Consider the following 12,803-nt stretch of genomic DNA (forward strand, 5'->3'; position numbering starts at 1 on the left):
TATTGTGTACACCGTGAGTCGGCCGCTTAAATCTGACCTTCGACCGGGCGGTAGGGCGTCCGGCAGGGCGGCCCGTCCGCGTACCGATACGTCGTGTCGGTTCCCAGTGTGATGAGCGACGACGACCGCGTGCCGAAGCCGTCACCGTGGACGCAGACGCCGTACTCGTGGTCGCTGATGGCCTCGCTCGCGCGGTCGAGCCACTCGTCGGCGGACTCGCCCGGTTCCGGAGCCATGGCTTCGTGTAGCCGGGCCGCGTTGTTCGCCTGCTCCTCGCCAGCGTCGGGCCGGCGAGCGGGAATCCGGTAGTCGCCGTCCGCACCGACGTTGACGACGACGTGGACGCCAGGCTGGAAGTTCCGGACCGCCAGTTGCCCGTCCCACTCTAGCAGGACGGCGGCGGTCTCGTCGGCCAGCAGGAGGTTGAAGCCGGCGTACTCGGCTTCCCTGGTCGCTCGCTCGACGGCGCGGGCGGCCGATTCGGCCGTTTCGTGGCCCAGCACGTCGCGGACGAGCAGGCCGCGCGAGCGCTCGCCGGCCAGGTCAGCGTCGACCCAGCGGTTGGTCACCGCCGCCAGCAGGCCGTGCTCGTTGTACCCTATCCACGTTCCGTCGGCTTCTTCGTCGGCGGGCGCGACGACGCGACTCCCCCAGTGGCGCTGTCGCGGCGGCTGTGACGGCCTGTCGAGTTGCTCGTCGCGGTTCGCCGCGACCGCGACCGGCGTGCCGTCGAAGACCTGCCACGCGAGGACGATTGTACACACGGGACCACGTAGGCTACCGACGGGCAAAACGGCTTGGCTCGCGGCGACGTCACTCGGGCCGCTCGGTGCCGGTGTCGCCCGCTGAGAGCCGCGCTCGGACGGCCTCGCGGTCGACGGTGCCCGACGGCGTCCGCGGGAGCGCGTCGGCGACCCGGACCGTCTTCGGGACCTCGTAGGCCGCGAGCTGCCCGCTACAGTGCTCGCGGACGGCCGCGGGGGTCACGTCCCCGACGACCAGTGCGGCGACCCGCTGGCCCCACTCCTCGTCCGGCAGGCCCACCACGGCCGCGTCCTCGACGGCAGGGTGGTCCCGAACCGCCGCGGCGACCGTACCCGCGTCGACGTTCTCCCCGCCGGTGACGATGCGGTCGTCGACGCGGCCCTCGACCCAGATGCGGCCGTCGTCGTCGCGGTAGCCGAGGTCGCCGGTCCGGAAGCCGAATTCGCCGAACGCCACGCCGTCGCCGCCCAGATAGCCCGGCGTCACCGTCGGCCCGTCGACGACTATCTCGCCGCGTTCGCCGCGGTTGCAGGGCTGTCCGTCCGAAACGACCGTCACGTCAGTGAACGCGAGCGGCTGGCCGACGGTGCCGGCGTGCTCGAAGGCCGTCTCTGGCCGGGCCGTCGCTATCTGGGACGCCGTCTCGGTCATTCCGTAGGTGGGACAGACCGGCACGCCCCGCTCCCGACAGCGGTCGACGAGCGTCTCGCTCGCCGGCCCGCCGCCGAGCAGGACGAACCGGAGCGCGGACGGTGGCTCCCAGCCGGCGTCCAGCAGCCGCGAGAGCATCGTCGGCACCAGCGAGACGCCCGTCGCCCCGTGCTCCGCGATGGCCCGCCGGGTCGCGTCGGCGTCGAACGACCGCTGGACGACGACCGTCGTGCCGTACAGCGCGCTCCGGACGAACGGGGCCAGCCCGCCCATGTGGTAGGTCGGCAGGCAGACCAGCCAGCGGTCCGTCGGCAGGACGCCCAGCCGGTACGAGGACGCGACGGCGCTGGCGACGAGGTTGCCGACGGTCAGCCGGACGCCCTTCGGCTCGCTCGTGGTCCCCGAGGTGAAGACGACGAGCTGGGTGTCCGTTCGGGAGAGGGGCGCTGGCGTCACGTCGGGCTCTCGGTCGGCACCCGCTCCGTCCGGCCGAGCGGGCAGCTCCTCCACCGAGACGACCGGACACGTCGCCGCCTCCGCGGCCAGTTCGCGCGTCGCCGGCTCACAGACCAGCAGGTCCGCCTCGACCGTCCCACACTGCGCCCGGAGCGTCGCCGCGTCGAGTTCGACGTTCAGCGGCGCGAACGCCGCTCCCAGCCGCATCGCCGCGAACAGGAGCGTCCCGACTTCGGGTCGCGTCGGCAGGAGCGCCGCGACGGTCGGGTCCGTGCCGTCGGTTCGCCGGTCGAGGTCGGCGGCCACCGCGTCGACGGCGGCGTCGAGTTCGCGGTACGTCGCTTCGTCCCCGCCCGCCGCGACCGTCGCCGTCCGGTCGGGCGTGGCGCTCGCCCGGTGGGTCACGAGGTCCCGCGTCGGCCACTCGACGGGGTCACGCATCGGTCCCCACCTCTGTCGGGTCGACGCCGAGGCCAGTCTCCTGGGGGACCGACATCGCGCCGTCGGTCACCGTCGTCGGGTCCGGCGCGAGGTCGGCCGCCAGCCGGTCGCCGGTCGCCAGGCCACAGGCCCGGACGTCGGGAATCGCAGCGGCGACGTGCAGCGCCGCGAGGCGGGCGACGACGGCGTCGACGGTCGTCGTGACGACCGGCTCGACGCCCTGCTCGCGGGCACGCAGCGCCAGGGTGTGGGCGTTGCCGGGACCGCCCAGCACCATCGGTTTCAGTATCAACACGTCGGCCGCGTCGGCGTCGAGCACGCTGTCGACACGGCGGCCGACGAGCGACTCGTCGAGCGCGATACCGACGCCCTCGCCCCGGAGCGTGGCGTGCCCTGCGAGGTCGTCGGCCGGGAGCGGCTGTTCGACGTAGGCCACGTCCAACGAGGCGAGGCGGTCGACGGCGTTTTCGGCCTCCTTGCGGGACCACGCGCCGTTGGCGTCGACCCGGAGGGTCACGTCGTCGCCCACGCGCTCGCGGACGGTCCGGACGCGCTCTACGTCTTCGCCGACGGCCCGCGTGCCGACCTTGAGCTTACAGCAGTCGTAGCCGGCCGCGACCGCCCGCTCGACCGCGGCGGCCGTCTCCGCCGGCGAGCCGTCGCCGACCGTCGCGTTGACCGGGACGCGGTCACAGCGGCGCTCGGCGTCGAACCACCGGTACAGCGGCACGCCGTCGGCCCTGGCGTCGGCGTCCAGCAGCGCGGTCGCGAAGCCGTGTCGGGCGGCGGGGACCGACCCGGCGTCGAGCGAGAGGAGGACGTCGGTGTGGCCGCCGTCGGCCGCGGCGGCGGCCGCGTCTTCGAGTCCCCCCCGGCAGTCCGCTACGGACTCCGTCCAGCCCGGCAGCGGCGTTGCCTCGCCGACGCCGGTTTCGCCGCGGTGGTCGTAGCGGACGACGAACCCCGAGCGCTCGCGTATCGTCCCCCGAGCGGTAGCCAGCGGGCTCGATAGCGGGAGCGAGAACGGGTCGACCCTCATAGTAGCCCCGGGACCGCGAGTCCGAGCGCGAACAGGACCGAGTGGGCGAACAGCGTCTGCCCGACCCGTTCGAGCGTCGGGTTCAGCGCGTCGCCGCCGGTCTGTGTGAGGACCGTCTTGGAGACGGCCGCTGCCAGCGGCAGCGTGAGCAGCGGAGCCAGCGCGGGTAGCCCGTACTGGCTGTCGAGGGCGAACACGACCGGGACGACGTAGGCCATCCCGACCATCAGGAGGAACTCGACGCGGCTCCACCGGTAGCCCAGATAGACGGCCAGCGTCTTCTTGCCCGCGGCACGGTCCGTCTCGCGGTCACGGACGTTGTTGACGACGAGAATCGCGGTCGACAGGCCCGCCACCGGGAGACTCGCCGCGACGGCGGCGGCCGTGACTGACCCCGGCGGGAGCGTCGTCGGGAACGTGCCGACCCCGGCGGTGCTTGCGACGGCCTGCACGTAGTAGGTCCCGGTGACGGCGACGACGCCGAAGTAGACGAACACGAACAGGTCGCCGAGGCCGCGGTACCCGTACGGGAGCGGGCCGCCGGTGTAGAGGACTCCGGCGGCGATGCCCGAGAGGCCGACGACGACGATGGGGAGACCGCCGACGGCGACGAGGTAGACGCCGACGACGACGGCGAGGCCGTAGGTCGCTATCATCGCCCGCTTGACCTCGTCGGGGTCGATGAGCCCGCCGGCGGTCACGCGGGTGAACCCCTCGCGGTCGTCGGTGTCGGCCCCCTTCACCGCGTCGTAGTAGTCGTTCGCAAAGTTCGTTCCGACCTGGATTAACAGCGCGCCGACCAGCGCCGCCACCGCCGGCAGCGGGGCAAAGACCCCGGCGTGGACTGCCAGGCCCATCCCGACGATGACTGGCGCGGCCCCGGCGGGCAGTGTCTGAGGCCGGGCGGCCATCACCCACGCCTGCCGCTTCGAGACGTCCGCCGTCGCTGTACTCATTGCCGAAAACTGGGGACGCTATCCCCAAAGCGACTGCGGTTCGGCGGATACCCGAAATATGACCCGTCCACCTGACAGCAAGGAACGGGGCGTATCACAACCACTTTATCATAATTAAACATACGATAGCGTGAGATGCAGAAGCCACTGCTTACCACGGATTTTCTCGACCGTGCGCGGGAGTACTACGGGGACAGAGAGGCCATCGTCGCCACGACCGGTGAGCGGTTCACCTACGACGAGTTCGGCGAGCGCGCCGACGGGTTCTCTGCGGCGATGGCCGCCCGTGGCATCGAGAAGGGGGACCGGGTGGCCGTGCTGGACCCGAACACGCACTACCAGCTCGAAGCGGCCTACGGGACCATGCAGCTGGGAGCCGTCCACACGCCGCTGAACTACCGGCTCGTGCCGGACGACTTCGAGTACATCCTCTCGGACGCCGAGGTCGACGCCGTCTACGCGGACTACGAGTACGCCGAGAAAATCGAACCTATCCGCGACGAGGTGCCGACGGAGGTCTTCGTGACCAACGACACCGACGCCGTCGACGGCGACTGGGAGTCCTTCGACGATATCATCGAGGAGGCGGGCACGGACTACGAGCGCCCCGAGATGGACGAGAACGACCTCATCACCATCAACTACACATCGGGGACGACCGGCGACCCGAAGGGCGTCTGCCGGACCCACCGGACGGAGACGCTCCACGCCTACATCGTCGCGCTCCACCAGGAGATTCGCGACGACGACGTGTACCTCTGGACGCTCCCGATGTTCCACGTCAACGGCTGGGGCCACATCTTCTCGGTCACCGGCATGGGCGCGAAACACGTCTGTACCCGCGGCGTCGACGCCGAGGGCATCTTCGACGCCATCAGGACCGAGGACGTGTCCTACCTCTGTGGCGCGCCGACGGTGCTGAACATCCTGGCGGACCGCTACGACGACCACGGCGGCGACATCGAGACGACGGGTGCCAACGACGTGCGCATCGCGACGGCCGGCAGCGCGCCGCCGGAGGCCGTCATCCGGACCGTCGAGGACGAGTTCGGCTGGTATCTGAAACACGTCTACGGCGCGACCGAGACCGGCCCGCTGGTCACGACCTCCGACGCCCGCCGGTTCTTCGACGACGGCAGCGACGCCCGGTTCAGCGTCAAGAAGCGCCAGGGCATCGGCTACCTCGGGACGGACGTCCGGGTCGTCGACGAGGACGGCAACGACGTGCCCCACGACGACGAGACGCTGGGGGAGGTCGTGGTGCGGGGCAACCAGGTGATGGACCGCTACTGGAACAAGCCCGAACAGACCGAGGAGGCCTTCTCGGACCGCGTCGAGGGCTACTACCACATGGGCGACCTGGCGACCGTCGACGAGAACGGCATGATAGCCATCCGCGACCGCAAGAAGGACATCATCATCTCCGGCGGCGAGAACATCTCCAGCATCGAACTGGAGGACACCCTCTACGACCACGACGCCGTCGCCGACGTGGCGGTCATCCCCGCGCCCAGCGACGAGTGGGGCGAGACGCCGAAGGCCTTCGTCGTCCCGAATTCGGGCGACCCGGACGAACCGGGCGTGACGGCCGAGGACCTCCGGAACTTCACCCGTGAGCGGCTGGCGACCTACAAGGTCGTCCGCCGCGTGGAGTTCGTCGAGGAACTGCCGACGACGGAGACCGGGAAGGTCCAGAAGTACGAACTCCGCGAGCGGGAGTGGGAAGACGAGGACGAGATGGTCGGCCAGGGGTAGCACTACGGGAACGCACACGCGACGGAAAGACGTACCCGACCGCGGCGAGTGCCCGCGGCGCGCGGTTCGAGATTACCGGCGTCACGTTCTGCGACGGGTAGCGGCCACCGGACTCGTCGCGGGCCGACACGAGTCGTCGAAAAGAGCTACCGGCGGCGTCGAAAACGTCGGCGTCAGTCTTCGAGCGCGTCGGCGATGCGGTCCAGCGACCGTCGCACGTCGTGGACCTCGTCCCGGAGCTTTCGAATCTCGCGGGTGAGTTCCTCGTTGTCGCTGCCGCCCGACTCCTCGTGCTGTCCTGGCGGGCCGCCGCCCATGCCGCCGGGGCCGCCCGGGCCGGGCCCGCCGGGGCCGCCGCCCATCATGCCGCCCATCATCTGCGCGAAGGGGTTGCCCCCGCCCATGCCGCCGGGGCCGCCGCCACCGCCCATCATCTCTTCCATGCGCTCCTCGCGGCTCATCTCCTCGCCGTCGCCCTCGCCTTCCTCGCGCTCCTCGGCGCGCTGCTGTCGGATTTCCTCGACCCGCTCGCGGAAGGACTTCTCCTCGCCGCTCTCGGTCTCGTCCGCCGATTCCTCAGCGTCTTCGGGTTCGTCGTCTGCCATACGACCGGGTTTGGTTGGGCCGCTGAAAAGGGTTGCCGTCCGGGGACAGCCCGCCGTGCCAGCCTCCGAACGGTCGGTCAGCGAGGAACGCCGGTCCGGAGAATCGCGCCGTCCTCGGGGGACTGGTTGGCGAAGTTGCAGATGAACAGCGAGTCGGCCCGCTCGCCGCTGCCGAACAGCACGTCAGAGGGGAACACCAGTCCGTCGTCGGCCGTCGCGACAGTATCCGTGGTCCCGTCGGGGGTCACCCGGACGACGCGGTTCTGGCTGTTGGCCGCGACGTAGATGTCCCCGCCCCGGCCGGTAATCCCGTCGGCCCCGAACACCGCACCGCCCTCGAAGAACGTCGCGGCCGCTCCCGCGGCCCCGTCGGATTCGACCGGGACGCGGAGCAGGCGGCCGGTCTCGCCGGGCGCGCGGGTCACCGCGACGTAGATGTCGCCGCCGCTGCGGGTGATTCCGTTCGCGCCGAAACTCTCCGTGTCCAGCCGGTCGTCGTCGAGCCAGGTCGACCGCCCCCCGTCGGGCGTGACCGCGTAGACGACGCCGTTCTGGGACTCGGTCACCAGCAGGCGCTCCCGCTGGGCGTCGTAGTGGATGTCGTTTGGGAACCCGCCGACGCCGACGAGCCGTGTCGCCTCGCCGTCGGGCGGGACTTCCCAGACGCCCGCCTGGTCGTCCTGTGTCGGGACGGCGACGTACACCGTGCCGTCGGGTGCGGTTTCGACGCCGACCGCGCCGGGCAGCGTGGCTATCTGCTCCGTGTCCTCCAGCGAGAGCCCGGTCGCGCCGGTCTCCTCCGGGGGGACGCGCCGCACCTCGCCGGCCGTGATACCGAAGTACAGGCCGCCGTCGGGCCCGAAGGCCATGTTCTCGGGCACGCGGTCGCCGCCGACCGAGACGAGCGTCTCGACGACCGCCCGCTCCGGCGTGGTCGTCTCCGTTGCCGTCGGTCCGTCGGTCGTCGTGGGTTCGGCCCCGCCGTCGTCGGTGGGCGTCGAGTCGGTCTCGGCCGGGTCGTCGCCGCCGGTACAGCCGGCCAGGCCGGCGGCACCGAGAGCGCTACAACTCACCAGAAATCGTCGCCGTGTCGAACCTCGTCGGGTCATCGGATACCTCTCGACGTATGGCTGACAGCTGCCTGAACCCTCGGATGACTGAAGGGGCGACTGTGGATACCTGATATGGACGGCTCAGGCGAGTCGCCGGACCAGCACCGAGAGCCCGAGCCCGCAAACGAGGATGACGGCGAGGTTGAACGCCGCGTTGAACAGCGGCCGGTACCTGTCGGTGACGAACGTGTCGATGGCCGACGACGCGGAGAAGTAGAACTGCAGCGTCGCGATGAGCGCCACGAGCGTGAGGATGGCGAACACCGCCCACTGCGCGTAGAGCGCTATCGCCGGCCCCGCGTCGTCGTCGGCCTCGTCGACGGCGTCCCCGTCGACGTCCTGTGCCACTGCGTCGGTGTTGGAGGTGTCACTCATTGGTCTGTCTCCGTGCGATGAGGCCCGCGCTGGCGAGGAGTGCAAGCAGCCCCGCAAGCGCCGTGAAGCCGGGGCCGGCCGCCGAGGTCTGCGGTGGTTCTTCCATCTCCCGTTCCGCCGGCTGGTCCCGTTCGAAGTCGCTGGACTCGAAGTCGACTTCCTGTCGCGTCTCGTTGGCCCGGAGCCGCTCGGTCGGGTGGAGGTTCGCCGGGGCGCTCTCCGTCCCGACGATGACGCCGTCCGAGAGCAGCATGCCGTCGAGCCAGTAGTTGTAGCCGTCGGGCACCGTCAGTCGGGTCCTGACGACTTCCGTGCGGCCGGGTCGAATCTGCCCGACCCGCACGCTCGATTCGTCGGCGATGACGTTCGAGTCGGCCTGGCGTGCCCGAAGCCGGAGCGAGAGGTCCTCGGACGGGGTGTTGCCGGCGTTCGTGACGTACACCGAGACGTTCAGCGTCGTCCGGTTGTCCGAGACGCCGTCGATACGGTAGGTGATGGCGTCCAGCGGGACGCCGGCGTTCTCGAACCGCTGGAAGGTCACGGCGCTCCGGGCGTACGCCGGCGTGAGCGCGTCGACGTTCTGGACCGACTGCCGGCCGGTGGCGACGCGCTCGCCGTCCTCGTAGACGATGGTGTCGATTCGGTACCCGCCAGCCCGCTCGACCGTGATGTTCGACCGCACCGATACCTCTCGGTCCCCGTCGACGTCGCCGACTGACCGCCGCGTCGTCGTCGCGACGAGGCCGGTGTCCGCGTCGACGGCCCGCGTCTCGACAGTGACGTTCTCGGCCGGACCGCCGCGGTGAGAGAGCCGGGCGTCGATGGCGAGTGTCACCGTCTGGCCGCCGACGGCGGCCGGCTCGATGGTCGTCTCGCGGAGGTCGAGGTAGCTCTCCCGAACGTCGTCTCGGGGTTCGGAGAGCGCACCGGGGACCGCTGTTGCACCGATGAGCATGGCCAGGACGACCACGACCACGCCACCGGTCAGGAGCGTTTCACGTCGCACACGGGAATGGCCAGCAGCCGCCAGTAAATGTCTTCTGCACGCTCACACGCGGATTACAGCGACACCGACGGTCGGTTACCCGAACGCGCCGAGGCTCGACTGGAGGTCCCGGTCGGTCCCGCCGTCAGTGAGTTCGTACCCGACGAGCCCCCGGAGGTCGACGGCGTAGACGCTGCCGTTGTTCTCCAGCACGGCGACCCGCCCTTTCGTCCCACGGACGGTTCCCGTCGCCAGCGTCTCGGCCATCGGCCGGTCCGAGAGGGACAGGCCGTACTCGAACTCGTAGGTCGCCAGCGGGTCGTACCGCTCACACAGCGCCGCCCACCAGTCGGCGTCGACGGCCTGGTCCAGTCCCGCCACCTTCGTCGGCACTCTGACGCGGTCGCCGAGTTCGGCGGCGATGTCGGCCTCGACCTGGCGGGCGATGCGGCCGTCGGCGACGGTCCGGAGGTGCGCGGCCCTGTCGGCCCCCTGCTCGCGGAGCCGCGTCTCCAGCCGCCAGGAGCGGGTGACGCCGACCTTGACGGTATCGGGCGCGAACGCCGCCAGGTACACCGCGTGTTCCTCGTCACAGGTGTCGAGGGGCTTGTCGCAGTCCCCGGTACAGCGGGCACACGGCCAGATATCGGTGTGTTCCGGGCAGTACGGCGCGGGTTCGTTGTCGCAAGCGTAGTGGTCCTCGCCGTCGACCGCGCCGGCGCAGTGGCGCTCACCGAGCGTGTACGAGAGGTCCGTCCCCGGGTCCAGTCGCTCCGACGTCACGCGCCCGCCCTTGGCCAGGAGGAGGGCGGCGTGTTCCTCTACCCGCGCGCGATAGCCCACGACCTGCACGCCCGGCGGTTCGGTGCGGAGCCGCAAATGGCTGCCGGGACGACGTTTTTGTGTTCGCCTGTCATATGTGCGCACATGACGGAGCTGCAGCTCCACAGCCCGGCGTTCGACGACGGGGAGCGCATCCCCGAGGACCACAGCTACTCGGGGGCGAACACGAACCCTCCGCTCGTAGTCGAGAACGTCCCGCCGGATGCGGCGTCGCTTCTCCTGGTCGTCGACGACCCGGACGCCGAGGAGCCGGCCGGACAGGTGTGGGACCACTGGGTCGTCTGGAACGTCCCGCCCGACGTCGGGCGGATTCCGGAGGGCTGGGAGCCCGAGGCGGCCACCGAAGGGCAAAACGACTACGGCGAGGTCGGCTGGGGCGGGCCGAACCCGCCGGACCGGGAGCACACCTACCGGTTCCTCCTGTACGCGCTGGACACCACGCTGGGCCTCTCACCGGCGGCGGCCAAGGACGACGTGTACGACGCGGCCAGCGGCCACGTCGTCGGAAAGGCGGAGTTGCGCGGGACCTACCCGGCCTGACGCTCAGAGCTCGTCGAGCAGTTCGCGGGTCGACTGGCGGACGGCGTCGTCGCTCGACTGTGCGGGCTCCCAGCCCAGCGCCGAGAGCTTGTCGACGGAGAGGCGCATCCGCGGCACGTCGCCGGTCCAGCCGCGGTCGCCGCCGGTGTACTCGTACTCGGGGTCGATGCCCATCTCGTCGGCGACGATGCTGGCGATGCGGTCGACGGACGTGGTCGTCCGCGTCCCGAGGTTGAACACGTTGTGGGCCCCGTCGGCGTGTCCGATAGCGAACAGCATCGCGTCGAGGCACTCGGAGACGTGCATGTAGGACTTCTCCTGGCGGCCGTCGCCGAGGATGGTCAGCGTCGACGGGTCCTCGCGGAGCTTCTCGATGAAGTCGGGGATGACCGCCCCGCGCAGGCGCGGGCCGACGATGTTGGCGAAGCGGAACACCCACGACTGGATGCCGTGACTGTGGGCGTACGTCGAGACGAGCGACTCTTCGGCGAGTTTCGTCGCGCCGTAGACGCTGATGGGTTCCAGCGGCGCGTAGTCCTCGGGCGTCGGCCGCGGCGCTTCGCCGTATACGGTGGACGACGACGTAAACGCGAGCTTCCCGACGCCGACCTCCTGCATCCGTTCGAGGACGTTGTACGTGATGTCGCTGTTGTCCTCGAACTGGCGTCGGGGCGTGTCCGTATCGACCAGTTTCGACGCCGCCAGGTGGACGACGAGGTCGACGTCGTCCGTGATGGCCTCGGCGACGACGGCCGGGTCGGTGAGGTCCCCGTCGAGGTACGTCGCGTCCTCGTGGACCCACGCCGCGTTCCCGTTCGCCTCGTTGTCGACGACGGTCACGTCGTTGTTTGGGACGAGACGGTCGACCAGATGCGACCCGATAAAGCCCGCCCCACCGGTAATGACTACTCGCTTCTCTGATACGTCCATGGGTGCGATGCTTTCCATGCGAGAAAAAACGTTGCGGTCGCGGCAGGGACGCCCCTTCCCGGATGACAACGTCGTTTTATAGCTTCCCCTGTGAGAACCAGCTATGACTCGACTCACTCGCCGCGGGCTGCTCGCGGCCACCGTCGGCACCGTCGGCGCACTCGCCGGCTGTTCCGGCGGTAGCTCGCAGTCGGACTCTGGCACTTCGACGGTGACGGCGACGCCGGTCCCGGGCCAGCCGCTGTCGACACCGGTCGCGGGCGACCCCGAGGCCGACGTGACCGTCGCGGTGTACGAGGACTACGCCTGCCCACACTGTGCGACCTACGCCGAATCCGTCTACCCGCGGGTCCGCGAGGACTACCTGGCCGACGGGGCCGTCCGCTACGAGTTCCACGACTTCCCGATTCCCGTCGACGAGACTGTCTCCTGGCAGGCCGCGAGCGCGGCACGCGCCGTCCAGGACAACGCCGGGACGGCGGCCTTCTTTACCTACTCCGACCGCCTGTTCGCCAACCAGAACCAGCTGGGGCCGGACACCTACGCCGACCTCACTGAGGGACTGGACGTCGACGGCGAGACGGTCCGTGCGGCCGCGACGGGGGAGCTGTACCGACCGACGGTCTCCGGCGACCGCGAGGCCGGCATCGACCGCGGCGTCCAGGGGACGCCGACTGTGTTCGTCGACGACGAGCCCGTCGAGTGGAGCGAAATCGCCTACGAGCCGGTCCGGTCGGCCATCGAGGCGGCACGGGGCGACGGATGAAGGGCTCGCCGCGGGTGACGGTGCTCCGACTGGGCCACCGGCCCGGCCGGGACGAGCGGATGACGACCCACGTGGGCCTGACCGCTCGCGCGCTCGGAGCCGACGAGGTCGTGCTGGCGAACGCCGCCCGCAACCAGGCCGACACCGTCGTCGATATCACCGACCGGTTCGGCGGCCCCTTCGACGTGACCTCGACGGAGGAGCCAAAGCGGCTCATCCGCGATTTCGAGGGCCGCGTCGTCCACCTGACGATGTACGGCGAGCCGGTCCAGGACGTGGCAGGCGACGTTCGCCGGGCCCACGCCGAGGAGCCGCTGCTGGTCGTCGTCGGCGCGGAGAAGGTCCCCTTCGAGGTGTACGAACACGCCGACTGGAACGTCGGCGTCACGAACCAGCCCCACTCCGAGGTGGCATCGCTGGCCGTCTTCCTCGACCGCCTGTTCGAGGGCCGGGAGCTGGACCGCGAGTGGGAGAACCCCGACAGGGTGGTCGTCCCGCAGGAGACGGGCAAACGGGTCGTCGACCCCGACGAGTGATACCCACGCAGTTGTGCCGCGGGCCTTTTACCGCTCGGCGCTAACTCT

14 protein-coding genes are annotated in these 12,803 nt (G+C 70.3%); 4 read left to right on the top strand and 10 right to left on the bottom strand.

Annotated features, from left to right (window positions below):
- Positions 1 to 26: 26 nt before the first annotated feature.
- Genes VI123_RS16090 through VI123_RS16105 form a run of 4 tightly spaced genes read right to left on the bottom strand, consistent with a single transcriptional unit; the run spans position 27 to position 4,308 of the window.
- The gene (locus VI123_RS16090; protein ID WP_336339077.1) at positions 27 to 764 is read right to left on the bottom strand and encodes an NRDE family protein; all 738 of its coding nucleotides are present in this window, start codon (positions 762 to 764) and stop codon (positions 27 to 29) included.
- A 49-nt stretch (positions 765 to 813) separates the two neighbouring features.
- Positions 814 to 2,313, bottom strand: a complete 1,500-nt coding sequence (locus tag VI123_RS16095) for a class I adenylate-forming enzyme family protein (protein WP_336339078.1) — start codon at positions 2,311 to 2,313, stop codon at positions 814 to 816.
- Positions 2,306 to 3,352 (bottom strand): mandelate racemase/muconate lactonizing enzyme family protein, encoded by a 1,047-nt coding sequence (locus VI123_RS16100; protein ID WP_336339079.1) that lies wholly within the window; start codon positions 3,350 to 3,352, stop codon positions 2,306 to 2,308. Before VI123_RS16100 ends, VI123_RS16095 begins: the two co-directional genes overlap by 8 nt.
- Positions 3,349 to 4,308, bottom strand: a complete 960-nt coding sequence (locus VI123_RS16105; RefSeq protein WP_336339080.1) for a 1,4-dihydroxy-2-naphthoate polyprenyltransferase — start codon at positions 4,306 to 4,308, stop codon at positions 3,349 to 3,351. Before VI123_RS16105 ends, VI123_RS16100 begins: the two co-directional genes overlap by 4 nt.
- Positions 4,309 to 4,443: 135 nt before the next feature.
- Between VI123_RS16105 and VI123_RS16110 the strand changes: the two genes are divergently transcribed.
- Positions 4,444 to 6,063, top strand: a complete 1,620-nt coding sequence (locus tag VI123_RS16110) for a long-chain-fatty-acid--CoA ligase (RefSeq protein ID WP_336339081.1) — start codon at positions 4,444 to 4,446, stop codon at positions 6,061 to 6,063.
- Between the two features lie 173 nt (positions 6,064 to 6,236).
- Here VI123_RS16110 and VI123_RS16115 read toward each other — a convergent pair whose 3' ends face one another.
- From VI123_RS16115 to VI123_RS16135, 5 genes are all read right to left on the bottom strand, one after another.
- Positions 6,237 to 6,668: a hypothetical protein gene (locus tag VI123_RS16115; RefSeq protein ID WP_336339082.1), complete on the bottom strand. Its 432-nt coding sequence runs from the start codon at positions 6,666 to 6,668 to the stop codon at positions 6,237 to 6,239.
- A gap of 77 nt (positions 6,669 to 6,745) precedes the next feature.
- Positions 6,746 to 7,777, bottom strand: coding sequence for an SMP-30/gluconolactonase/LRE family protein (locus VI123_RS16120; protein ID WP_407067011.1), 1,032 nt, complete (start codon positions 7,775 to 7,777; stop codon positions 6,746 to 6,748).
- Positions 7,778 to 7,861: 84 nt separating this feature from the next.
- Positions 7,862 to 8,155: a hypothetical protein gene (locus VI123_RS16125; RefSeq protein WP_336339084.1), complete on the bottom strand. Its 294-nt coding sequence runs from the start codon at positions 8,153 to 8,155 to the stop codon at positions 7,862 to 7,864.
- On the bottom strand, positions 8,148 to 9,161 hold the full coding sequence (locus VI123_RS16130; RefSeq protein WP_336339085.1) for a DUF7490 domain-containing protein: 1,014 nt from the start codon (positions 9,159 to 9,161) through the stop codon (positions 8,148 to 8,150). The genes VI123_RS16125 and VI123_RS16130 overlap by 8 nt, the downstream gene beginning before the upstream one ends.
- 75 nt (positions 9,162 to 9,236) lie before the next feature.
- A complete protein-coding gene (locus VI123_RS16135) occupies positions 9,237 to 10,019 on the bottom strand; it encodes a DUF2797 domain-containing protein (protein ID WP_336339086.1) in 783 nt (260 codons plus the stop codon).
- Between the two features lie 48 nt (positions 10,020 to 10,067).
- Between VI123_RS16135 and VI123_RS16140 the strand changes: the two genes are divergently transcribed.
- Positions 10,068 to 10,523, top strand: a complete 456-nt coding sequence (locus tag VI123_RS16140) for a YbhB/YbcL family Raf kinase inhibitor-like protein (protein WP_336339087.1) — start codon at positions 10,068 to 10,070, stop codon at positions 10,521 to 10,523.
- Positions 10,524 to 10,526: 3 nt separating this feature from the next.
- On the opposite strand, the gene VI123_RS16145 is transcribed toward VI123_RS16140, so the two are convergent.
- Positions 10,527 to 11,453, bottom strand: coding sequence for an NAD-dependent epimerase/dehydratase family protein (locus VI123_RS16145; protein WP_336339088.1), 927 nt, complete (start codon positions 11,451 to 11,453; stop codon positions 10,527 to 10,529).
- 103 nt (positions 11,454 to 11,556) lie between these two features.
- On the opposite strand from VI123_RS16145, the gene VI123_RS16150 reads away from it, so the two are divergent.
- Both VI123_RS16150 and VI123_RS16155 read left to right on the top strand, forming a co-directional pair.
- The gene (locus tag VI123_RS16150; RefSeq protein ID WP_336339089.1) at positions 11,557 to 12,219 is read left to right on the top strand and encodes a DsbA family protein; all 663 of its coding nucleotides are present in this window, start codon (positions 11,557 to 11,559) and stop codon (positions 12,217 to 12,219) included.
- Positions 12,216 to 12,755, top strand: coding sequence for a tRNA (cytidine(56)-2'-O)-methyltransferase (locus VI123_RS16155; RefSeq protein WP_336339090.1), 540 nt, complete (start codon positions 12,216 to 12,218; stop codon positions 12,753 to 12,755). The genes VI123_RS16150 and VI123_RS16155 overlap by 4 nt, the downstream gene beginning before the upstream one ends.
- The last annotated feature ends 48 nt before the right edge of the window (positions 12,756 to 12,803 follow it).

The sequence above is a fragment of the Haloarcula sp. DT43 genome (genome assembly GCF_037078405.1).
Classification (GTDB): Archaea; Halobacteriota; Halobacteria; order Halobacteriales; family Haloarculaceae; genus Haloarcula; species Haloarcula brevis.

Excerpts from the sequence above, each read along its gene's own strand:
- VI123_RS16095 (WP_336339078.1), bottom strand. The coding sequence starts at position 2,313 with ATGCGTGACCCCGTCGAGTGGCCGACGCGGGACCTCGTGACCCACCGG.
- VI123_RS16100 (WP_336339079.1), bottom strand. The coding sequence starts at position 3,352 with ATGAGGGTCGACCCGTTCTCGCTCCCGCTATCGAGCCCGCTGGCTACC.
- VI123_RS16105 (WP_336339080.1), bottom strand. The coding sequence starts at position 4,308 with ATGAGTACAGCGACGGCGGACGTCTCGAAGCGGCAGGCGTGGGTGATG.
- VI123_RS16110 (WP_336339081.1), top strand. The coding sequence starts at position 4,444 with ATGCAGAAGCCACTGCTTACCACGGATTTTCTCGACCGTGCGCGGGAG.
- VI123_RS16115 (WP_336339082.1), bottom strand. The coding sequence starts at position 6,668 with ATGGCAGACGACGAACCCGAAGACGCTGAGGAATCGGCGGACGAGACC.
- VI123_RS16120 (WP_407067011.1), bottom strand. The coding sequence starts at position 7,777 with ATGACCCGACGAGGTTCGACACGGCGACGATTTCTGGTGAGTTGTAGC.
- VI123_RS16125 (WP_336339084.1), bottom strand. The coding sequence starts at position 8,155 with ATGAGTGACACCTCCAACACCGACGCAGTGGCACAGGACGTCGACGGG.
- VI123_RS16140 (WP_336339087.1), top strand. The coding sequence starts at position 10,068 with ATGACGGAGCTGCAGCTCCACAGCCCGGCGTTCGACGACGGGGAGCGC.
- VI123_RS16145 (WP_336339088.1), bottom strand. The coding sequence starts at position 11,453 with ATGGACGTATCAGAGAAGCGAGTAGTCATTACCGGTGGGGCGGGCTTT.
- VI123_RS16150 (WP_336339089.1), top strand. The coding sequence starts at position 11,557 with ATGACTCGACTCACTCGCCGCGGGCTGCTCGCGGCCACCGTCGGCACC.
- VI123_RS16155 (WP_336339090.1), top strand. The coding sequence starts at position 12,216 with ATGAAGGGCTCGCCGCGGGTGACGGTGCTCCGACTGGGCCACCGGCCC.